The 23376-nt window shown below is 39.3% G+C and carries 15 protein-coding genes; 11 read left to right on the top strand and 4 right to left on the bottom strand.

Annotation, left to right across the window (positions count from 1 at the left end):
- Positions 1-14: 14 nt before the first annotated feature.
- The 10 genes from ACFPA1_RS08715 (at position 15) to ACFPA1_RS08670 (ending at position 16985) form a co-directional block, all read left to right on the top strand.
- Entirely contained in the window at positions 15-1493 is a 1479-nt protein-coding gene (locus ACFPA1_RS08715; protein ID WP_378582083.1) for a MutH/Sau3AI family endonuclease, read from the top strand.
- 161 nt (positions 1494-1654) lie between these two features.
- Positions 1655-1789, top strand: coding sequence for a hypothetical protein (locus ACFPA1_RS08710; protein ID WP_378582082.1), 135 nt, complete (start codon positions 1655-1657; stop codon positions 1787-1789).
- Between the two features lie 553 nt (positions 1790-2342).
- A complete protein-coding gene (locus ACFPA1_RS08705) occupies positions 2343-5405 on the top strand; it encodes a UvrD-helicase domain-containing protein (RefSeq protein ID WP_378582081.1) in 3063 nt (1020 codons plus the stop codon).
- Positions 5395-8007: a hypothetical protein gene (locus ACFPA1_RS08700; RefSeq protein WP_378582080.1), complete on the top strand. Its 2613-nt coding sequence runs from the start codon at positions 5395-5397 to the stop codon at positions 8005-8007. The genes ACFPA1_RS08705 and ACFPA1_RS08700 overlap by 11 nt, the downstream gene beginning before the upstream one ends.
- A gap of 11 nt (positions 8008-8018) precedes the next feature.
- Positions 8019-8207 carry a hypothetical protein gene (locus ACFPA1_RS08695; RefSeq protein ID WP_378582079.1) on the top strand — a complete coding sequence of 63 codons (189 nt, stop codon included), beginning with the start codon at positions 8019-8021 and terminating at the stop codon, positions 8205-8207.
- 54 nt (positions 8208-8261) lie between these two features.
- The gene (locus ACFPA1_RS08690) at positions 8262-9674 is read left to right on the top strand and encodes a UvrD-helicase domain-containing protein (RefSeq protein ID WP_378582078.1); all 1413 of its coding nucleotides are present in this window, start codon (positions 8262-8264) and stop codon (positions 9672-9674) included.
- Positions 9675-9765: 91 nt separating this feature from the next.
- Positions 9766-9945: a hypothetical protein gene (locus ACFPA1_RS08685; protein ID WP_378582077.1), complete on the top strand. Its 180-nt coding sequence runs from the start codon at positions 9766-9768 to the stop codon at positions 9943-9945.
- A 195-nt stretch (positions 9946-10140) separates the two neighbouring features.
- Positions 10141-12648, top strand: a complete 2508-nt coding sequence (locus ACFPA1_RS08680; protein ID WP_378582076.1) for a UvrD-helicase domain-containing protein — start codon at positions 10141-10143, stop codon at positions 12646-12648.
- Between the two features lie 10 nt (positions 12649-12658).
- The gene (locus ACFPA1_RS08675; RefSeq protein WP_378582075.1) at positions 12659-15313 is read left to right on the top strand and encodes a hypothetical protein; all 2655 of its coding nucleotides are present in this window, start codon (positions 12659-12661) and stop codon (positions 15311-15313) included.
- Entirely contained in the window at positions 15282-16985 is a 1704-nt protein-coding gene (locus ACFPA1_RS08670) for a UvrD-helicase domain-containing protein (RefSeq protein ID WP_378582074.1), read from the top strand. The genes ACFPA1_RS08675 and ACFPA1_RS08670 overlap by 32 nt, the downstream gene beginning before the upstream one ends.
- Before the next feature lie 196 nt (positions 16986-17181).
- Here the strand turns inward: ACFPA1_RS08670 and ACFPA1_RS08665 are convergent, their stop codons facing one another.
- Positions 17182-18570 carry a Sau3AI family type II restriction endonuclease gene (locus ACFPA1_RS08665; protein WP_378582073.1) on the bottom strand — a complete coding sequence of 463 codons (1389 nt, stop codon included), beginning with the start codon at positions 18568-18570 and terminating at the stop codon, positions 17182-17184.
- 271 nt (positions 18571-18841) lie between these two features.
- Here ACFPA1_RS08665 and dcm point away from each other — a divergent pair, with 271 nt between their 5' ends.
- Positions 18842-20086 (top strand): DNA (cytosine-5-)-methyltransferase, encoded by a 1245-nt coding sequence (dcm, locus tag ACFPA1_RS08660; RefSeq protein ID WP_378582072.1) that lies wholly within the window; start codon positions 18842-18844, stop codon positions 20084-20086.
- 675 nt (positions 20087-20761) lie between these two features.
- Here dcm and ACFPA1_RS08655 read toward each other — a convergent pair.
- The 3 genes from ACFPA1_RS08655 to ACFPA1_RS08645 all read right to left on the bottom strand — a co-directional run bounded on the left by ACFPA1_RS08655 (position 20762) and on the right by ACFPA1_RS08645 (position 23055).
- A complete protein-coding gene (locus tag ACFPA1_RS08655) occupies positions 20762-21277 on the bottom strand; it encodes a competence protein ComK (protein WP_378582071.1) in 516 nt (171 codons plus the stop codon).
- Between the two features lie 631 nt (positions 21278-21908).
- Entirely contained in the window at positions 21909-22088 is a 180-nt protein-coding gene (locus ACFPA1_RS08650; protein WP_378582070.1) for a helix-turn-helix domain-containing protein, read from the bottom strand.
- Positions 22089-22206: 118 nt separating this feature from the next.
- Positions 22207-23055: a hypothetical protein gene (locus ACFPA1_RS08645; RefSeq protein ID WP_378582069.1), complete on the bottom strand. Its 849-nt coding sequence runs from the start codon at positions 23053-23055 to the stop codon at positions 22207-22209.
- Between the last annotated feature and the right edge of the window lie 321 nt (positions 23056-23376).

The raw sequence follows: 23376 nt of genomic DNA, 5'->3' as shown, positions 1-23376 counted from the left end.
AACGAGTCAAGGGAGTGTTTATTCTGGCTGGGCATGTTTTTTCAAAAAAACAACTTGAAACTATTTTTAATCATGTTGTCGGAAAAAAATTAGGGGAAGTCGATAGAAAAAAAGTCTTTAACAGGGCCCAAATAAATCCGAAAATTACCGGTATCGCAGGTGACGTAATTGAACAGTCTGTGCTGGGTTACCCACCGGATTCGAAACAAAGACCGGACTTATTTGTTGATGGGAAAGATGTAGAATTAAAAACAACAGGAATAAGAAAATCCAAAAAGAATTCCGAACATCAATATGATGCCAAAGAGCCCATGTCCATAACGGCCGTTTCTCCTGAGAAAATAACAAAAGAAAATTTCGAGACCTCTAATTACTGGCACAAACTTGAAAATATGTTATTGGTTTATTATCTCTATGATTCTGATGTAACCGTAAAAGCAATCGATTATGCTAATTTTCCTATTAAGGGTTATCAATTTCACGAGTTTTCCGAGGAAGATAAGGAAATTTTGAAAAATGACTGGAAAATCGTTAGGGATTTTATTCGGAAATTACAAGAGGAATATGACCATCCAGAAAATGAGTACCCTCGGATTTCTTCGGAATTAAGAAAAGACTTAATGATGATTGATCTTGCTCCTAAATGGCCGAATCGACCAAGATTTCGATTGAAAAGGGCAACCGTTTCAAATATTGTCCAAAAATACTTTGGTGAAAAGTTTGAAGAATTAAATAGGAACTACTCTACATTTAAAGAATTGGATGAAAAATTACATTCATTAACAGAATTGTATCGCGAAAAAACCATTAAACAGCTCATGCTGGAACTAAATATTCCTATAACTTTAAATAATAAAGGCGATGTTTCTAAGTCTATTTCTGAGCAGATTGTTTTGAAAATGTTCGGGGCAAAAGCCAAAAAAATAAGTAAAATTGAATTATTCAATAAGATTGGGATCGTACCCAAAACAATAACTCAAACAAAAGAGGGAACCAGGACCGAGGATACGAAATTATTTACTATCGATTTTTCAGAATGGACCGATGAAAGTATCGAGTTTGAAGATTCTTCAGTTTTTAATTATTTCATTAATCATTTTTTGTATATTATTTTCGAAGAGCCATCGTCTACGGCAAAACTGCTTGAGAATAAATTTTTAGGATTTAAACGTTTGGTCTTTCCCAACGATTTAATAGAACAGGATGTAAGAAAAGTTTGGAGTGAGGTAAGGGAGTTAATTAATCATAATCAATTAAAGGAAACTATAGAATACGATAAAGACGGCAAGCCTCGCATTAACAAAAAAACAGGGAAACCGATGACTTCCATTAATTTTCCTAAGTCAAAAGATAATATCTTCTTTATTAGAGGAACAGGTGCGGATTCTGATAAAAAACCATTGGTTATAAATGGGATACATATGTATCATCAAAATTTATGGGTCAAAGGAAAAACTTTAGTGACCATGCTAAATGAATTGGATTTTATTTAAATCTCCTATGTCAATTTTAATAAATCAGTTGAGGGTAGTGCTATATTTTATTGGCACTACCCCTTTCTATTAAGAAAGTCTATAAGGTATCCATTTTGGGAATCCCTTTAAAAAGAAATTTAGTTAATTAGGGTATAGCAAGGTAAAGTGGGGAATCGAAATTGGGTAGAATTCAGCAAATTATTGAGAAGTACAAAAGGATTGTTTTAGACCGAATTATGGCTGAGTATAGAGGCCTGTTCGATGAGCAGTATAAAAAACCGTCTAAAGGCATAAAGACTTCTACCAGCGAGTGAATGACAAAAATTGGGACGAGGCTTGGTGAGTGTACTATGAGAAAACCTCATCATCGGAGGAAAAATGTAGTTGAGGATATCAATCCAAACGGAGCAGCTTTATTTTATATAATGATGGAAAGTGGACTTCTAAAATAAGATGGGAATTAGGACAGTTGAAGAAGCGATAGATTAGATAAAAAGGGATATTGAATTTTTGTCTTAGTAGAAAAGAAACGAATGCTGATCGATGAACTTTGGTCAGCATTATTTTTTAAGTAAAGCCATCTTTTCTTACAACTTGCTGAGTATGACTTAAACAAGCAAAAAGATAAGATAGTAACTTAAAGTTTTAAAGTTCTTTCATAATTTTCAACCTTCAATAACAAAGTAATATGTTTTCTATTTTCGAGTGAAACCAACATGCGATGAAATTGTGGTTTGTTTATCGCCGAAAAATCCAAGTTTTCTAATAGTAATATCTACTATTCTGCAAAATTTGTAAAATAATGTCCATTTTTGGATGATATATTTGTATAATAGGTATAAAGTCACTTTTTTGGAGGGGAAGTCATTGTTTATTGAAGGAATGGTCGAATACAGACCCGGAATAGAAGCAGAGAAACATGTTTGGAATTATGTTAAAACGGTATTCTCGAATCGTAACAGCTTCGGATTTCTCCATTACCCAATGTTTAAGAAAAATCACTCTGGTAAACGTGAAATAGACATATTACTCGTCGATCGTGAACTAGGCCTTAATGTTATAGAAGTTAAGGGATTAAATATAAACAATATTGTAGCTGTTCAAGGACATATTTGGCACTATACAAATTTTTATGGTGATGAGGGCCAGCCTTATAATCAGGCAGAGCAGCAGCTGAACATGCTTTGTGATGATATCGAGAAAAAAGCAATTCTTTACAGGACCTTTAGTAAGCGTGCAGTGGTCGCTTTGCCTTATATTACGAGCAAGCAATGGGCGGAACGCGGCTTTAGTCAGTTGCTTAACAGCCCACCAATCTTGTTCCAGGATGATTTCGAGCAGGGTATATGGGTGCAAAAGCTTGGAAGGATGGGTCTTTACCGGGCCAGAACGCCGATGAATGATCATAAGTGGCTGGCACTAAAAAAGCATTTTTATATAAAAGAGCAGCAACAAGAAGTAAGTATTAAAAAGAAAAATCATTTCTCCCGTCTTTACGTTTTTACAAAAAGCGACCAATTCAAAAAGTATCAAGAAAACATTGAAACGGCGCTAAAGGATGGCATAAAGATTTATCTGTTCTGTACATTTCCCATTTCCGGAAGCTGGTTGAATGCATTAAAGGATTTTCGTGATGAGTTTCAGTTTCAGGTTTTCCAGGCTAAACATTCCAATATGTTACCGGAATATCAAGTCATAACCGATGGTAAGGGAGAACCTTCTTTTTTAAAGGATGTACTCGGGGAACATTTCCCCGAATTCAATTACGGGCAATTTATCGCAACTCATACACCACCTGCCAAAAACTTGATGATAACAGCGGGTGCGGGGACAGGAAAGACATATGTGATGATTGATCGCATCCTTTTCTTGCTGGAGAAGGCCGACATAACATTAAAAGATATCGTAATGGTGACCTTCACCAATGCATCCACAGATGAAATGAAGGAACGGTTGCAAAGGAAGCTGCTTAAGATGTTTAAGCTGACAGGAAAGACCAAATATCTTTATTTCTCTGAAGAAGTAAAGAATATGCAAATTAGCACCATTCACTCTTTCTCCAAGACTATCCTTACCCAATTGGCGCATGAAATCGGCTTTGGACGCAATGTAAAGGTTAGGAGCTTTATCAAAATTAAGCAGGACATCATCGAAAGGCTTGCCGATGAATTCTTCCAAAACCACTCCGTAAAAGAACTTGTCCGAATAAAACAAACGTATTACGGTGTGGTTGACATGATGATGAATTTCTGGGATGAGATGGAGAAGAAGGGGCTAACTAGACAAGAAATCGAAGAGTTGGAATGGGGCCAAGTAGCAGATGAAAATTATAAGGTCCTGCATGATCTCTTCAAATTTGTGTTTAAACGCTGTGAAAAGTCACTTGAGGAGGAAAAGAAAAAGCTTAATGCGATAGATACGGGTGACATGATCCGAAAGCTCAAGCTTTTTACCCAAAACGGGAATCATATGACACAACTAAATAGGGATAAATTCGTTTTTGTTGACGAGTTCCAGGATAGTGATAATACCCAGATTGAGTTAGTCGCAAGCCTGAGAAATCAATTGAACTATCAATTGTTTGTTGTCGGTGATATTAAACAGTCCATATACCGCTTTCGTGGAGCAGATTATACATCTTTTGAGAGATTGGAAGAACGCGTGGAATCAAAAGACACACCTAAATTTGAGCCGATTGCCTTAAATCAGAATTATCGGACGACCAGTAGCCTTTTGAAAAAACTAGATAAGGTTTTCTCTTTCTGGGGTCAAGACCGTTGGGGAAAAGACGGTAAGCATAGCCTTCTCCCGTATACGGAAAACGATCGCTTAAGAGGAATGGAAATCACGGAGCCGAATACGGATGAACTCCAGTATCCAAGTACAAGTAAAAAGGTTTTGGAAGTCAATACCATCGAGCAAATACGCACGACATTTGAGGTGGCCGAGCGATTGCCCGACGATGAAAACAGGAAAATAGCATTGATCGTCAGAACGAACAGACATGCCCAGGAAGTTCGTAACTGGTGCGAAAAAGCCAAGATTGGCACAGTGTCGAAATTGGATGGCACCTTCTTCAAGTCCGATGCCGTCCTGCATTTCAAATCGTTGTTGGATGCCTTGTTGTATCCTCATGAGCCAATGTTTGTCATAACCCTGTTGCAATCACCGTATTTTGGCTATCAGTTTCCTAGTAAGCTTCTGGTTCCCTTTAAAGGGGATCATGATAAGATTTTAGATTATATCAAGTCTCATATGAAGGATGATTTCACACGATATCTTGAAGATTTAAGGCTATTGCCAGTCATGGCCGTGATTCAGAAGGTCATTTCCGAAAAAGGGCTATTTGAAAATATTAACCGTCATTATCAGGCGAAATATGAAGGTAATGTTTTAACGATTGAAACTGCCGTGAAACAATATGAGAAAAACATGTTTCATTTGATGAACCTGATCCAACAGCAGTTCGATTCGATGAATGGGACCCTTTGGAGCATTCATGAATGGTTAACTCTTCAGATTCGTGTCAATCGGAATGAAGATGAACCTGTGATTGAATCCCAAAAAGGGGTTGTTGAAATTACGACTGTGCATCGTTCAAAAGGCCTGGAGTATCATACTGTCATTATGCCAAAGCTCAATTCTCCATTTGGTCATAACCGGACGACCTTCTACGTTCAAGATGAAAAAGAAATGGAAGGAAATGTCCGCACGGTGGGTTGGACTAATGAACAAATACATAATGACCATTTTGCCTCTTTGCAGAACTATGAAAAGTTTGAACAAGAGAGGGAAGAAACGCGTTTATTGTATGTAGCGATGACACGTGCGAAAAAGAGGCTGATCCTCATGATGCCTGAAAAAATAATGGAAAACTCATGGGCCAGTTTACTACAACCAGCACTTACCGAGGTGAAACATGAAGATTGATGTGTATACCTATGATGATCCAAAACGTTGGAAACATCATTCACAGTTCGAACATATAAAAAATGCGATTCATATATGTGCAACCAAAAACATGAAGGATGGAATTGTCGAGGCTTATCAGGACGATGAAGCGGATGAATTCCGTAATGTTTTTACGTTCCGTGAACTCATGGATGAATTATTATCCGAGTGGAACTCGCCTGAGGATCAGTTAAAACAGTACCTGACATTATCGCGGATTATCCATCGGTATGCGACTGAAAAAAAGGAATTGAAAGATGCCTTCCGTAATAATCGTTCAGAGATTCTGGAAACCATCCGTTTCTTGACGTTTACTGGTGTTAAACCGGCTGATTTCTTGCGGATTGACCCAGCCGGGGAATACCTGACCGAGAAAGAAAAGCTCTTTCATCAAATCTGGTTTGAAGTTGAAGAACAAGATCCCACCTACATAGGAATAAGGAAGCAATTGATTAAAGGCTGGTCAATGCTCGAAGTGAAAAGTAAATTGAATAAAATACTGCAAAAAGAGCATAAATCTTTTGACTATACGATTAATAAAATTGTTTTACATGGATTCTACTTCGTTACACCTGAACAGCAGATCATCCTGCAGTCGTTGATGAAATCCGGATTTGAAATGACGTTCTTCAATTTTTATGATCAACGTTTTTCCGATACCTTTGACTTTACAAGAGCTTTCATTTCCGAACAGTTTCAATGGACAGATTACTGGGTCATTGAGAGTAACCGGAAGCTGGAGAAAGAAACACTGGGAACTGCATTCTTATCTGCCTTTGAAGGGGAAGAAGCGGTAAAAGAATCAACGGATCAAGAGGTTATCTGTTATGATTCTTTTCATGAGTTCTTGAATCAGGTCATCATTCCCTATTATCCTATCGGCAAGCCCAAGCTTCACCGGAAAGATGTACAACTTATCGCGACCAATGCGGATATGCTGAATGATATTCTCGTTCAATACTATCCCGACAAATTTGCAGAAAGCAGGAATTTCTTACATTATCCCATTGGCCAGTTCATTAGTAAGATTCACCAAATGATTGAAGGTTCCTCCTTAGTGCTGAATGAGGATATCCTAATCTCCACTTTTTCCTCGGGATGGCTGTATAATCCAATATCCAAAAAGAATGCCAGGGATTATACGTATGTATTAAAACAACTATTGCCATTCTTCGGCAATTGTCGGAATGTACATGACTGGGATGAAAGATTCAGCGATTTACTGAGGTATTATGATGAGGTGATAGCAGCTTTTGAAGAACCAGGTGACAATCGAATCGTAACGAGTGTCCGGAGTCCTTTTTCGAAAATCTCCCATTTCGCACTTACGAAAAAGCAAGTAGAGGACGTACAATACTTTTATGAGCAATTGATTTTTATTGCTCAGGAATTATTCGACCTGAAGCAAGAGGAAGCTTCCATCAGCGACCACTTTCAAAAGCTGTTAACCATCTTGGAAGAACGTAATCCTATCAGGCATTCCAATTTACTATTAGATGAAGTCGATATCATTGTGAAGTTGAATGAAAAACTGAAGAATATCAAGGATGATAATTTCTTCCTTTATGATGATATTGGGGAAGCCATTAATGTTTACTTGAGCGGGAAGCTTTCCAAGTCTGAAGATCCCTTCATTAAACCGTTTATCGAAGTGGACGGGGAAGCCTTTAAGAAGAATAAGACTATACATCTAACCGGCTTGGATGAACGGGGTTTACCACTGGATGAGTTCAGTACTCCATGGCCTTTACAGGAGGATACATTTGAAAAACTATCCATTCTCCATGAGGTACTGGAGTTGAATACGCTGCGAAATAAATCGGTTAAGCAAATTTCTAGATATTTGTTGTTCATTGCGCTGGAGTTCTTGGGAACCATAGAGCTATCCTGGATGAGGAATTATCTAGATCGGACGAATCTAAAACCTGCCGTTTATATCTATCAATTAGGTTTGAAAATTAAAGATTCAAGGGAAAAAGAGAATCAGCCTAAAATTGAACCACGTCCCAATACTTGCGAGTTTACGGAATTAGAGGCGCAATCGTCTTTGGAGGAAGGATTATCAGATCTGAAATTTGCAGATTACTTGATTGAATATAACCAATGTCCTAGACGCTTTTACTATAGTTATATTTTAAATCCTTCACCTGTCTTTATCGATGATTTCAATCATCAGTTCATGTTTACTGAGCTTATCAGACTCGTGAGACGGAGTACCGGACTAACAAACCAACAGGTCATCCAAACAGTATCGGATCTTTTTCCGCAATGGACGGATTATAAAAAACAGACAATCGCCCAGACATATATCAATATTACGGGAAGAGGAGAGACTCTGGAGGAAGTAAGCGGGAATACTTCTGTAAGTAAAGCAAGGAAGAACATTCAGTTACCTGGTTTATCAAATGCTATTAGGAATAGATTAGTTGATAATACCATCGAAAACAAAGCCAAACTGGAAAATGGTATGGTTGAAACTATTATGGGGAACACGGCGACCTTACTTTCAAAACCTGGTTTTCATTGTCGTTTTTGCCCTCATTTGGATACATGCATCGAAGGAGAGTTTCCAATAGATTAGGGGTGAATGCTATGGAGAGCATTTGGAAGCAGGTTGCTGCCAAATGGAGAATGATAGATGAACATCATCCATCTGATGTCACAATTGAGGATCTGACGGATGAGATTACCGATGTAATCATCGATGAGGGGTTGATTTTGGACCCTTATGAATTTATGGATTCGGATGAAGAGATGGATGATGACGACGACTGGCCGTAAACAGATAAGCGAGGTGCAGGAATAAAAAGGGGGGGGTTCCTCCTTTTTACTACTATGGAAAATATATTAAATGATACAGAACTTACTTTAACCAAGGAACAACAGGACATTGTCGATTCAAAGGGTAGCGAGATATTAATCCGGGGTATTGCCGGCAGCGGGAAAACCTTGGTCCTTTTGAAAAAAGCGAAAGATACGGCAATGAAATATCCAAATGAAAAAGTGGCTATTTTCACGTTTGCGGGTGCTCTCTCCAATGCAACGAAACTTTTAATAGAAAAGTATGAACTGTCGAATCTGGAAGTAAGGACTTTTCATTCATGGGCAATGAGCAGTTATTTTAAAGTCATGAGAAAGAAATTTTATCTTACAAAGGATAATCAGCAGGATTCTTTTCTAAAGGATGCCATTCAAAGTCTTTCGACCTTATCCCATCGATTTGTCTCGAACCAGGATTACTTTGAATTCCTCAAGGATGAAATCCAGTGGATTAAAGGCAAGGGCATTATAACCTTGAATGAATACCTTGAGGTAAATCGAAGGGGGCGGGGAACAAATATACGTGTAACCATTAGCGATCGCGAAGTCATTTATAAAATTTTTGAACGCTATAACAAAGAGAAAGACTACCTGCTCGATTTTGATGATTTAGCACTGATTCTCATGCAGCATAGGAACAAATTTCCTGACTTTATTAAATACGATCATGTTTTTATCGATGAAGCTCAGGATTTACAGCAGGTCCAACTGCAGGTCCTAAAACATATTGCTAGAAAATCCTTTATCGTTGCCGCGGACAAGGGGCAGAAAATCTATAAAACATCGTTTACCTGGAAGGAAATAGGCTTAAACGTGACAGGGAATCGGACGAAAATTCTAAAGGATTCGTATCGTTCCACGAAACAAATCATCCAGTTGGCGGCGAGCCTCCAGCAAAACGATTCCGTCATTTATGATGATGAATACGTGATTCCTAATCTTCCTAAAAAGGAAGGACCGACTCCATTCCTAGTAAAGTGCAAGAATGCAGAAACACAAGATAAGGAAATCATCAAATCAGTCAAAAAAATTCTCGAAAAGACACCTAAGTGTACCATCGGGATTCTTTATCGAGAAGGCAAGAGTATGAATTCCGCAAAGAAAAGGATTCAGCGCGCATTGGTTTATGCAGGACTGAAACCGGAGGATATTAAGGAAGGCGGAAATCCTCATACACCAGGTGTTAAATTATGTACCTTCCATTCAGCCAAGGGCTTAGAATTCGACTTTGTCTTTATCATTGATCTCATTGAACCAACCAAGATTCCTGATGAAGAAAAGGAAGAGAACTTTTGGGAAATCGAACGGCGCTTGCTTTATGTTTCCATTACACGTGCACGGGCTCATGTCCAGCTATTCACCTATGGGGATTCTTTAAGGTTACTTAAAGAGCTAGATTCTAATTACTATAAGAGCCTTTCTTTATAAAAAGATTGTTTAACATTAAAAAACATAATTAGAAGCATATCCAAATGATAAAGTTGCTATTTTTATTCATGATTTAGTGATGGCTATGGATTTGGTGGAACCAAAGCTTGGTGAGGATGTGGATGAGGAACAATTCTGGGAATTGGAGCGCATGCTGCTTTATGTATCCATGACCAGGGCTTGTACGTATTTGCAGCTCTATTCCCACGGGGAACCTTCCCGGTTGTTGAAGGAAATGGATGATAAGTATTATGAGAAGGTAAGTGTTTAGTAGAAATCAGCTTCCAAATAATAGGGGAAATTTATGGATAAAACCCTTGAAACTCGTCTTTTGACGAGTTTTTTTCTTACCTTATTCCTACAAGACTAGTCGGATTTTGATTCCAAATCCTAGAAATAGGAAATAAAGTATACTATAATAGTAATATACTTAATATTTTTGCAATGGGAATGGGGAAAACGATTCATGATGAATCAACCAATTGAATATTCATATGTTTTGTATGCTGATTCCAATGTAGTAGAACGGGAATCAGACTTCTTATTCAGCTTATTGAAAAAAGGTATTAAAGTCCTTTTATTTACGAATAAAAAAACTCTTTTGAATCGGACGGAAGAAGAACTCTCGCCTTTTCAAAAGGCAAAGCTGTTCAACATGATGACGGAAGACATAGCCATCAATCAAACGATCACCATTATTGATGGTCAATGGAATAAAGAGATTACGAGTATTGTTGACAATTTTCCAAGGTTTAACGTTGAACAATATAAGATTGAACATGCACCGTATCATGAAAATATCATGGTCAAGGCGGGCGCGGGTACCGGTAAAACAACTGTCATGGTGGACCGTGCCCTTTATCTGTTATTGAAGGAAAAAATCAAGCCGGCCGAAATTGTGATGATTACCTTTACGAGGGACGCGGCCCAAAACATGTACAAAAAATTAAGGGAGCAGCTTTTCCTGCGTTCAAAGGCAACCGGTTCCATGCAGTTATTGGCGCTGCTCGAGCAATTGAACGAAATGAGCATTAAAACAATCCACTCCTTTTCAAAGGCGTTGTTGAAGGAGCTTGGTTCATTAAGGGGATTCGGCTTGAACCTTCAGCTGCGCAGCTTCAGAACGGAGAAAAAGCGCTGGATTGAAGAAGAGCTCAACCGTTATTTTGAAGCGGAACTTGCCAACAAAGAGCTGACCATCGAAGATATGCTGTCTCCGTTAAGATTTTATGAGCTGGTCGATACACTCTACGATTTTTGGGAGAAGTTCGAGCAGAAGGGCTTTTCTTCTCATGAAATTATCGAAAAGGTCGATTTTGGCGATGCACCCACCGGCAATGAACGGCTGAACGATCTGATACAGAAGGTAATTCGCAAGGTCGAAGAACGGTTTATTTCGGAGAAGGAAATACTCAACGCTGTGATGATGAACGATTTGACAAGACAAATTGATTTGATTCGGGAAACGCATGGGGCCAAGGCCTTCCAGACATTATCCACGAAAATTTCCTACTTGTTCGTCGATGAATTCCAGGATAGTGACGATGTTCAAATCCGCCTGATTGCCACTCTGCAGGAAGCGTTCGGTTCCACCTTGTTTGTAGTAGGAGATACGAAGCAGTCGATTTACCGCTTTAGGGGTGCCAATCATACGGCGTTTCAAATCCTTAAACAATCTTTGCAGGAGCGGCAGATTTCCATCAATGATGAAGATTATTATTTGAATAAGAACTATCGGACCACGGAAGAACTGTTGACGGAAATGGATCAGTTTTTCACTTGGTGGGGCGAGAAGGATTATCTCCAATATGACGGAGATAATGACCGGCTGAAAGGAATGAGGCAAGGGGATGAGGAAATGCCCCTTGTCATTCTAAAAAAACGGGAAGACTCGAAGGAAAATATGCGTGCCAACATCATGCCGTTTATCAAGCAGAATTTTAAAAAAATCCAAGAATTGAATGAAGCCAAAAATCCGGATGAAGAACCTGATAAACTTGCAGTGTTGACGAGGACCATTGAAGAGGCGAGGCTGATCAATAGCTGGTGCAAGGAAGAAACGCTCCCGATTAAACTCAAAGTAGGGGGAGGATTTTTCCTGTCGCCGGCAGTCAGAAACTTTCATTCTCTTATTTTAGCGCTACTGTTTCCCGATAACGGTAAATATTTGGCGAATCTTTTGGAGGGTCCTTACGGTCAGGTCCAGAAGAATCTTATTCCGGACCTGCTGGAAGCCGGAAGGTATACGACGGGAACAGTGGAGATACTTAAAGGGGCAACATCCTTTTCTTTTGAAAAGTATCATAAACTGCTATCTTATCAGCCTGTTCTTTCTGTGCTGCGGACGATTATCAATGTTCGGAAGCCGTATAACTGGATTTTTTCTCGTAAATTGGATGAACTTCGGGAAGCTTACGGTACGGAGTATCCCGAGGAACGGCTAGTAAAAGAGGCAACGGATGAAACCCGGAAATATGAACTGACCGTTGGCAAACTGTTTGAATTGCTCCATCAACGGTTTTCAGAGGACTTTGTCTCATTGAATCAAATCGCGGACTGGCTTCAAGTCCAGATTGCGACGAACCGTGATGAAGAGGAGGTTTCTTTCGAACCGACGGGCGGCGGCTTGGACCATGTCCATATCCTGACTGCCCACAGGGCAAAAGGACTCGAGTATCATACGGTCATCATTCCGTTTACGGAACGGCCGTTTACCTCTTCATTCAGTAAAATCATTTTTGATGATAAAAAAGAGAAGGCAGGCTGGTCCATTCAAAAACCAGGCTATGAAGTCCGTTCTAACAACCATTTTGCGGAGCTTTCCTCCCATGATGATACGGAATCCATCAAAGAGGAGACGAGGCTCCTGTACGTAGCGATGACGCGGGCAAAAAATCAGCTGATTTTGATCCGGAACATGAAAAACGATGCCTTCCAATGGACCTGGTCCAGATTACTAACTCAATTTAGATAGGATGATAGATATGAGTGGGAATGTCACAGTTTTAACCTACGAAAATCCATATACTTTCCACGAAAAACTGGAGTTCCAGCCGTATTTTCATTGTCCACATATTTGTGCGACTCGGGCATTGGCGGAAGGAGTGGAGCAAAGGTTCGAGCTTCCATATGTTAAATCCACGGGTGGCATTGTCGACTTGTTTTACCCTGGCTGGAATCTTCCGGAAAACCGGTTCATCCAGTATAGCCAGCTGTCGGATCTTTTGCGAAACTGGGACCAACCAGGGGATGCGAAAGTGCTCCGCTCCTTTAAGCGAAATAAATTGAATCTGCTGATTACGATGAGGAACTTTACGGAAATCGGCTTAACACCGCAGGATTTACATCCCCATGTAACGAAGGTGGAAGAGCAGTTATTTTGCGACCTTTGGGAAGCGATGCTGCCAAACTTTCAGGATTATATGGATGATGCGGCTAAAAAGATAGAGAGTCTGGGGGAAGTCAGGAAAGTTTTCAGGGAAGAAGCGAAGATTCCGCTGACGAACGACACGGTCGTCCTGCATGGCTTCTACTATATTTCTCCTGTGCAGCATTATATTTTTACTAAATGGAAGGAACTGGGGGTTAATATTGTCTTTCTAAATCTGTACAATGCTGATTTCCCTTCGGTGTTCTCGTTTTTGAATGAAAACTTCTCGGGCAGATATGGCTGGGCAAAGGCTGAGGATTGGCAGATTACGACAGACGATTCGGCGTTGAATGCACTTCTGTTTGCATCCCGTTTTGAGGGTAAGGATGTCCATGGGGAACAACTGCAAAATGTAACCGAGAAGCCTTATGATTATATGGTTGAATTTGTGAACGACATCAAGGATGGGATCCGTTATGTGTCGCCTAACAGTGACGAACTGAAGGAGAGATTGAAGGAATTCCGACCTGAAGCCTTCTTGAAGGACCGTCATTTCCTTTCGTATCCGATTGGCCAGTATCTGTTCCACCTCCATTCGATTTGGAATGAGGAAAAGCAGGATTATTACCTGACCGATAAGATTCTGATGGAATCCTTTGCTTCCGGCTGGCTTCAAAACGAAGGGGAGAATGCCCGCCAATACACGGCGCAGTTGAAGGCAGTACTGCCTTATTTCGCGAACTGCCAGACCGCTGATGACTGGGTAACACAGTTCCAGTTGCTGATTGAAGCCAAACGGTCATCCGCCCAGATTTTTAAAAATTATCATCTGCAGAAGGACGATTACCTTGAAGCGGTCAGGGTCAGCCCTGTCCTGCGCTTTTCCTATTTTTCCGTTCCGCTGCGGGAGCTGAACAAGCTGCAAGGGTTTGTGGAGAAATTGGTGAAGGATACCAAATGGCTCGTTAACATAAAAGAAGAACGAATTACTATTAAGACTCATTTTCAACGCATCCAGCAGCTTCTGGATGATTCGAACTTGAAGTCTTCCTTGACGGACCCGATTGAAGGGAAATTGGTGGAACAGCTGGAAGAGATGCTGTCGAAGCCTATTCACGATGACCATTTTTATCATGTCGGGGATCTTGCCGATGCCATTGTCGTCTTTTTGAAAAATGGTCTTGAGGATCCTGACAATGCACTCAGCTCGTCTGACTCAATAGCTGGTGACACGGACGAAGAGACCGGTGTGCAGTCGATTGAATTAGGGAAGATGGCGGACTTGGATGGCTTGATTCTCATGGATGATTTCGAGGAGCTCCATTTATGCGGGATGGATGAGAAGCATTTTCCGGAAACCTCCTCGCCGTCGCCATGGCCATTGTCGTTTGATTGTATTTCCAAGTTGAATAACCATGCGGCCGACATGTATATTTTCCGAAAAGAGAATTCCTTAGCGTTTTCAAGATACCTTTTCTTTGTCGCCTTGAGCTTTAATCGGAAAATCTGCTTATCTTGGGTGAAGAACTGGAATGAATATGAGGATTTGGATAAATCCATCTACATCCAATTGCTGGACCATTCAGCGGATGGGGACACTGACGAGGGAAGCTACGATTATCTACCTCCTGCCTACATTCCGGAGGGGCTGAATCCGGAGCTTGTTTATCAAAAAATCGACCAGCTTCCGCAAGAGGAATTTGCTGAAATGAGCTTGTGCAAAAGACGCTTCTTTTACAGTTCGATTGTCGATGGGTTTGCCACCTATCGTTCATCGTTTCATCAGGGATTTCTGATTGGCAATCTCGTGAAAATCTATGCTTCAATAGGGAAAAACAAAACTGAGATTATCGACATGATGCAGCGGATGTTCCCATTCATCACGGAAATCACGTTAAGGACCATCGTTGATCAAAATATGAATCAGGATTATGTGGCCGGGATGCGGAAATATGGACTAGGCAAAAGACGGAAGTTTGCCGATATCGATTACCCTGAGAGCATGTTGTATTTTCAATTTTTGACGCACCGCGGGGCCTTCCAAAATGAAATCTGGCAATCGGCATTTACACCGGTTTCCGGAATTCGCAGGCAAAAGGCGGAGATGATCCAAAGGATGGCTAATCAAACGGGGGTCTTAGCGGATGCGAGTCCGTCCGTGTTCTGCAAGCTATGTCCGCATGCGGAATATTGTGAAGACGCTTATTATGCCGTAGATATTTCTAAAAAGGGATTTGATGAAAATGACATTGACGCAGCAGGAAATTGATCATAACAGAGAAAAGCTGGATTATGCGTTTTCCGTCCTGTCAGACGCCCTTACCACCGTCCCAAGCATTGAAAATGACATTTCAGAGAGGACGGCTCAATTCCTGCAGAATATTGAATTGAGTGATGAGCAACAGAAAGTGGCCAAGATGAATTCCACACATTTGCTGGTCAAAGGGATTGCGGGCAGCGGGAAAAGCATCACCCTGTTGACCAGAATGATGCAGAAGATGTCCGAGGATTTCGGTAAGCGTTTTTTGTTCGTATCCTTCAACCAAGAGCTGATTAAGGATGCCGAGAACCGCTTTAAGAAGTCAGAGTATTACGAGCAACTGAAGGAGCATCACCATACAGTCCATTTCTATACCTTTCATGAACTTGCCCACCATTTATTAAAATCGATGGGAATAAAGGTGCGGTTTTTCCAAACCAGCCATTACAACCTGAGCCGAAATGAGGATAACGTCAGGGGCACCATGCTGCGGCTGATGGATCTACTGGAAACGGAAGAGTTTAAGAATCTGCCGTCCATTCATACGATTAAGAAAAAGAAGAATACGACCTTCCTTTTTGATGAATTTTCCTGGATGAAGGGCAATGGTTTCATCACGCTGGAAGACTACTTGAATTGTGAGAGGGTTGGCCGCGGGAAACTGCCGAATGTTTCGGTGAAACAGCGCCGGACAATTTTTCGGCTGTTTGAATACTATCTGAAAGACCAGCAGAAGGATTTCTATAACCGTATCGACAAGGAAGACTACGCGCTTCTTGTTATGGAGAACCTGCATCGGCTGTTGCATAAGGAAAAATATGACCATATCTTTATCGATGAAGTCCAGGATTTGCAGCCCATGCAGTTGAGGGTATTGGTGAACATCAATACAGGAACCCTGACGCTAAGCGGCGATGAGCGGCAACGCATTTACAAGAGCAGTCCATTTTCCTATCGTGCGTTAGGGATTAACGTTCAAAGCGGGCATAATGTTGTGTTGAAGACGAACTGGCGATCTACCTACCAAATCATGAAACTGGCCAATTCCCTGCAGTTTACCCGTTCGCAGGAGGATTCCAGGTATGATGATGAGAAGTATTTTCCGCGGCAAGGTGAGAAGCCAGCCATTCAAGCGTTTACTGGTCATCAAAGGATGTTGACGGCCGTTGGCAGCAAAATCATTGAACTGCATAGAAACAATCCAAAAGCTACGTTTGCAATCATTCATCGACAGCATGATCTGCAAAAAGAACGAGAGATTAAAACGTATCTTGGGAGGTTTTTCACTTTTAATACGTATATCCAGAGAGCGGAAGGGGCTCATAAAACAGTGGAAACAGGCCGGCCAGAAATTTATTTTCTTGAGGCGAAAACCACAAAGGGCTTGGAGTTCGATTATGTATTCATTTTGGATTTTAGCAAGTTTTATTATCCACACAAGGACGAAATTGAAAATCTAAATAAGAAAAAATCAGTCAAATCAAAGGACTTTTTGGATGATAAAAAGGAAATTGAGGACAAGGAAAAACGTATCCTTTATGTTTCCCTTACAAGAACAAAACAGGCTGTATTTCTTTATTATGTGGCATCGGAGAATCCAGAGGAGAAAATTTCTCCATTTGCAAAGGATTTCACACCCTCAGATTATGAGGCAAAAGGTTTTAGGAAAACCCTAATATAAACAATAAAGGAGCTTAATTTCATGTTAAGCTCCTATTATTATTGTTATCCTATGAATTTGTAAGAAAAATAGTGAACTTAACCATTATGTCATGTCCTTTGCGAGAACTATAAGAAACATTCTTTATAATATGATTACAACAAAAAGCAGCCTTTTAGGCTACTTTCTTTTTAAAATTGCATGGCAGGTGATTTTTTCAATCTAATTGTTTTACAACTTCAGCAATATAGGTGTTGTTTAACCAGTAGCATTGCTTTGTTATTCTTTGTCCATTAGGCAGGGTAACTTTATCGGATCCATCAGCACCTTTAGGGCGGACATGTGTAACTCCGTTGAACCCTATTTTTGGGAGATTATTTGTCTCTACTAATTTTTTTCCATGTTTCTTAAATTCAATATTTACTCCTGCTTTAACTACTTTATTTATTTCTTCCCAAAGCTGTCGGATCTCGCTTTCAATCGTATTGTAGGGCATATTCCACAATTTAATCCCTTTTAGATAAAGATCCCGGTCCGGATTTTCCTTTTTTGTTTCTTTGAATTCGAATACAACAAATAAAAATTTTGTTTCTTGAAAACGTTGGCGAATGTAGCTTTCATCCCAGGATTCGTTGACCCATTGGTCGAAATTAATGTTTTCAAAAGACATATGCTGTTCCGGCTTTCCATTTGGTTCTAATCTGATTGTTTTAAATTGAATATTAGCTTTTGCAAATTCTTCAATATCATCAAGTCTTGTTCCTCTTATTCCCAGCAAAGCACTGACCAATGAAGGGACAAAACTCTTAAATTTACTGTTATGTTCAATGTTTAATTCACTTGCGATGGCTTTATCCGTTTTTCCAATGTAAGGAGAAAATTTTTCAGCTAGAATTTGTTTTAATGATTTAGTTTTTAATTCGTCAGCGTTAGCAAAGCTAACTAGGTCCTCATTTTTAATAAGTTTTCTGACCAATGCTGTCATATAGGATTGTTTTAAGGCAAATGCCCGTTGCATGGCAAGAACGTCAGAAAAGGGTTGTTTCCTTAATGAATTCCTATTAGCCCCTTTTGGGCAGGCACCTAAATAGTTGGTATCGCTCTCAGATAATTCATGTGCTTTGCCCTCCTTAATTTTTGAAACAATCGTTTCCCAATCTTGTTTGATGATTTCCAGGTCTGCCTCGGGATAAGTGAAGAGCACACTTTTATAAATCCGATGGTCCTCGCGTTTAATTTCGGGCAGCCATTCATAAAACATTAGTAAAAGCTTTTCATTTTTCTTCCAAAAACTAGAAGTATAAAAATGAGTATTAACTTCCTCCATATAGTTAATGATGTTTAACACTAACCGCTCTTTTGCGGAAATCGTTCCATTTTTGTTATGCTTGAACGGAGTGACTTTCAACTCGATGCCTAAATGTTCAAAGTCTGGCCGGGCTTCAGAATTAACAGTGTAACCAAAGAAGCTTTCCTCGATTACTTGTCCAAGTCCTCCTTTTGCATTGATATTATCAAGCCTGTTCGTTGTATCGATTTCTCCAAATGTCTTACCTTCGGCTTCATGAGCCTTCACCATCAGCTCATCCATTGTTAAATATTCCATATGTATTCTCCCAAAAGGTTTATTATTTTGACAAAAACAATAGAACAAATGTTCCTGTTTGTGCTATAATGGTTCTTATAAAGATTCTCTTTAAAGCCATCCTTATTATGGAACTGAAATATTAATGAATTTATGGTAAGATTATTTAATCGATTCTTTAGAAATAGTATCGCAATGAATATTTAATGACGTTATTTTAGTTGTTGATCTTTTTGTCTATTTTTATTATAATATTTCTTAGGTATATGCAATACCGAAAGGATGTTCGTGAATGTTAAAAGTTATAGAGTTATTTGCTGGAGTAGGAGGATTCCGTCTTGGACTTGAGGCAACTAAAGGCTTTGAGGTCGTTTGGGGAAACCAATGGGAACCCTCCAAAAAGGCTCAAGATGCCTTTAATTGTTATGCTAGAAACTTTGATGGGAAAGGCATTCATTCAAATCAAGATATAGCTTCTGTTAATGAAAAGGATTTAGTGGCATTAAATGCTGATATCATAGTTGGCGGTTTCCCGTGCCAGGATTATTCCGTCGCCCGCAGCCTTTCTGGGGAGAAGGGTATTCAAGGAAAAAAAGGTGTACTATTTTGGGAGATTGTTAGGCTAGCAACCGAAATAAAACCAAAATATATCTTACTCGAAAATGTTGACCGGCTGTTGAAGTCTCCTTCAAAGCAACGGGGGAGAGATTTTTCCATTATGCTTGCAAGTTTTCGTGATTTAGGATATACGGTTGAATGGCGTGTGATTAACGCTGCTGAATATGGACAAGCCCAACGCCGGCGGAGGATTTTCATCTTTGCGGTGCGGAATGATGTTCAGTTTGTTAAAAACAGGGAGAATGTACAACCTGCATCTATGCTTCATACGGAGGGCTTTTTTGCAAAAGCTTTTCCTGTATTGAATGAGAAAGGCAAAAGAAATCTAGACATTGAATTTAAGGATCATATACTAGATGTTTCCGATAATTTTTCAAAAACTTATTATAATGCGGGTATCATGAGGGATGGTAAGATTTATTCCGAGGAGTTGATACCACAATTTGAAGAACCTATTCCATTATCGAAAATCCTTCAATCAGGTGTGGACGAAAAATATTATTTAAACGAAAGTGCCATTGAAAAATTCGAATATCTAAAGGGACCAAAAAAGATTGAACGGACAGCCGCCAACGGGCATAAATATGTGTTTTCAGAGGGTGGAATGTCATTTCCCGAACCTCTTGATAAACCAGGCCGGACAATGCTGACAAGCGAAGGAACGGTTAACCGCAGCAGTCATGTTGTGTCAGATCCGGAAACAAACCGTATTCGAATTTTAACTCCAGTGGAATGTGAACGGCTAAATGGTTTTCCTGATAACTGGACCGAAGGAATGACCGACAGAATGAGATATTTCTGCATGGGGAATGCACTGGTGGTTGGATTAATTGAGCGAATGGGTAAAAGAATATTGGAAGTTGAAAATGAGGATATTGATGCACTTAAAGAACAGCCATTACAGATGAGCTTGTTTTAAGTTAATGTTAATCTCGAGATTCATTTATTATTGTCAGTACAAAATATTATTCTAAACCAAAACCTCCATAATTTTCTGCCCGCTTACATGCACCTGGAACGGTTGTTATTTTTAAAAGTAATATAGGAATTGATGGGAAATACAAACCGATTAAAAAGAAATAGTTAATTTTGGAAGGCAGAAACAATGATGGTGTTGTTTCTGCCTTCCTTTTTGTTTGGAAGTTCGTCAGAATTCGAAATTTTTAAGTGATAGTGTACTTTTTAAGCTTCTTTATTGATTTCCGGTTATATCGAGCTACTTTAATCAGTGGGTATGAAACTGTTAGTCTCTATTCACTACAGGTTAGAAGGTTAGAGCAGACCCCTTATATATGACAGTATTTGAGTCATTAATGTTTGCGATTGGATTTGCTGGCTTAATCGTAAGCATTCTGTCATTTAACCGAAAAAAATAACCCACCCTTGAGTTCATGACGGCTCGGGTGGATTATCCTACCAATATGCCGATCCCCTGCTGTGGGATCCGTCTATTGCTGGACCGGACATGTTAACGCATTCTCGGTCTTTTTTAATTTATACTGTACTTGTTTATATTATAACTGAAGTTTAATAAAATGAAACAATTTAATATTATTTCTGCAACCCAAATGATAGGAAGTAGGTGTTATCATAGTTAGCTATGCTGCAACCGAAATCGCTTAGGATCTAACAGAAAACCGATTGGATCGTTTCCAATTGCCTTTGAAATTTTTTGTAATTGCTCCGCATTTTGCAATTTATTGTTAAAGGATGATACCTTACCGGGGACCGTTAGTATACGGTCATTTCGTAGTATCACATGGGTATTAAAATAATAGCCGTTGGTTCTGACGATATGATTTGGATTAAACCACATGGCATCCTCGTTTTTGGCTGATTTGGTCGCAAAGATGCAAATGTTATGAATCGGATCCACCTGGATAGGGCACATCGGGATATTCCCTAGGATCTCTTTGGCGTTGGCAATCGCGCTGTTTAAGTCAAAACCAATACATCTGATGGTATCTGCTAATATTTCTAATGGAGAACGGTCCACAACCAGTTTCCTGTGTAATTCTTCAACAAGAGTGCAGCGCTTGCCATTTCGATCATGATAACCTGACATGTGAATAAAATCTGGTTTGATAATATAGTATTTTTCAATATCCAAAGAATTTTCGCCCCTTAAAGGTTTTTTGATTGATTAATCTTTGAAAAAAGGTATACTATCAATAAGTTAGTTTGCCGCTAACTTATTAGACCAAGAGTACCGTCTGTCCAGGACATTTGCTCTTGGTTTATTTTTTTGCTACTCACATTAACCTCACCTCCCAGCAATAACACTTTTGCAAAACAAAATAAAAAGTATCTAGAGGAATCACTATAACTATACGACTATTACAAAAGCATTTAGATATTGTTGTTTAACGTGGTGAATAAAGAGCGGAACTCAGTATGTTCACTTAAATCAATTATTTAATACATTTTTTTACAGATAGCTGAAACATTGGATGAAAATTTATTGTTATTTTCAAAAAATATTTACAAATAAAAAATAACACAAAAAATTACACAATTGGGATTATTTTAATGCCTAATTCGTAATTTTTTGTGTCAAAAACAGTCGATTTATGTCGTGTTTGGTTGTTTGTGAGAATTTTAAAAAAGTTCCATCATCTTACTTGCTTTTCAGGTTTATGATTTCATCTTAAACCGTTAAAATTAGTTTCTTCCTTTTCAGAAATGGGATAAAATTCTGCGGCTTCTTTAACTTCCTTTACTAGTTCTTCGGGCTCCATCTGTTAACCTTTCCCAAGTTTGAAGACAGTAAATAGTGATGGACCTTTTTTATTTGTCTCCAAATCACTCATATATGACCGATCTAGGTTGCTGTCATGAGCAAGCTCCTCTTGTGTCAACCCTTTTTCAGAACGAATCCTTTTAATCACTTCTCCTATGTAAATGGCCTTATCTTTTCTCAAGAGAATTCTCATTTTTAAGACCATTACATAATTAGAATGTAAAATGCTCCACGGGCTATAGCCGACAGAAACGTGGTATTGCTAATTTTTGTACCAAAGTTATGCTAAAAATAAACGATTAAAGTTTGTCTTCATAATAAGCCAAAAACATACTATGGATCCAAGAATTATTAACCATAGACCCCGGTACAACACCATATTCTGCGTCAAGTTCATCATAAAATCGGCGCATGAATTTATTCTGCAAAACGCCATAAAAGTAGGCGATTGGATTTCTGACAGCTTTAGTGGATTTTAATTTGCGAATCAGCTGTTTAAAGGCTTCAATAGCCATCTCAAGCATCTGATCTGTTTCGTATTCGCTGTTATATTTATAGGCAGCAATTTGCGTCATATGCCAGAATTCCTCAATTGTCTTTGCGTCAGAATAAAAATACTTTACCAGCTGGACAAATTCTTGTGGAACACGATTGCTAACATAGCTATGATCTAATTCCAACGGTTCTTCTTTACGTTTATTATTCTTTTGATCTTTTTCAGTTTTTAAAAGATTACTAGTTTCTATTGGCTGGTTCATTTTTTCCGGTTTAGGTGGTTCATTTGCGGGAAAACGATTAAAAACATAAAGGTTGCTTGTTTGTGAGCCGTTTTTTCGCTCTGTTTCGTATACGGTGATGATTCCGAATTCCTTAGCTTTTAAGACCATCCGTTTAAAGGTTGAGCGGGAAATGCCATTGTCGTGGAATTCCGCGTGAATGGCCTTCAGAAGGGTTCCGATTTTTGCATTGCAGACACCAGGGATTTTTGCGGCAAATCTGACGAGACGCTTTAAGCCAATTAGTTCCCCTTTGGAGAAGTCGGCTTTATGCTCTAGCAGCCACTGTTCGATATGGTGGTTAAATTCAGTGAGACTAGTAAATTGAGAAAACTCGTTAAAGTGTTCAATACTGGCTGATTTTAAACTCATATGTATGCGCCACCCTTATGATCGTTTGTATATGGCATTCATCTTTTCTATGATTCTGGCACCTTTACGATATCGGGTTTGGCAGAATGAGTCGAATTCACTCATTTCCAATTTGGAGCGAATTTGGGTAGGAAAATGCGATTTTCGGCTCCAAATTGGAAATGAGAAGGCCAATTTCGTGATTTTCGTACCGATTTGATAGTTTTTATGTTTGCTTGGAAAATGGGAGAAGTGAGGGGGAAATTGTGTAGAAGAAGCGGATAAAGAGAAACGTGGGAGAGAGAAAAGGTATTATTCTCTCTCCGTATTTTGTATTTTAAA

Origin of the sequence: Neobacillus sp. GCM10023253 (assembly GCF_042653105.1) — a bacterium.
Lineage (GTDB): Bacteria > Bacillota > Bacilli > Bacillales > Cytobacillaceae > Neobacillus > Neobacillus citreus.
Note: the sequence above shows the minus strand (reverse complement) of the source record. Positions and strands in the feature narration are given on the sequence as shown.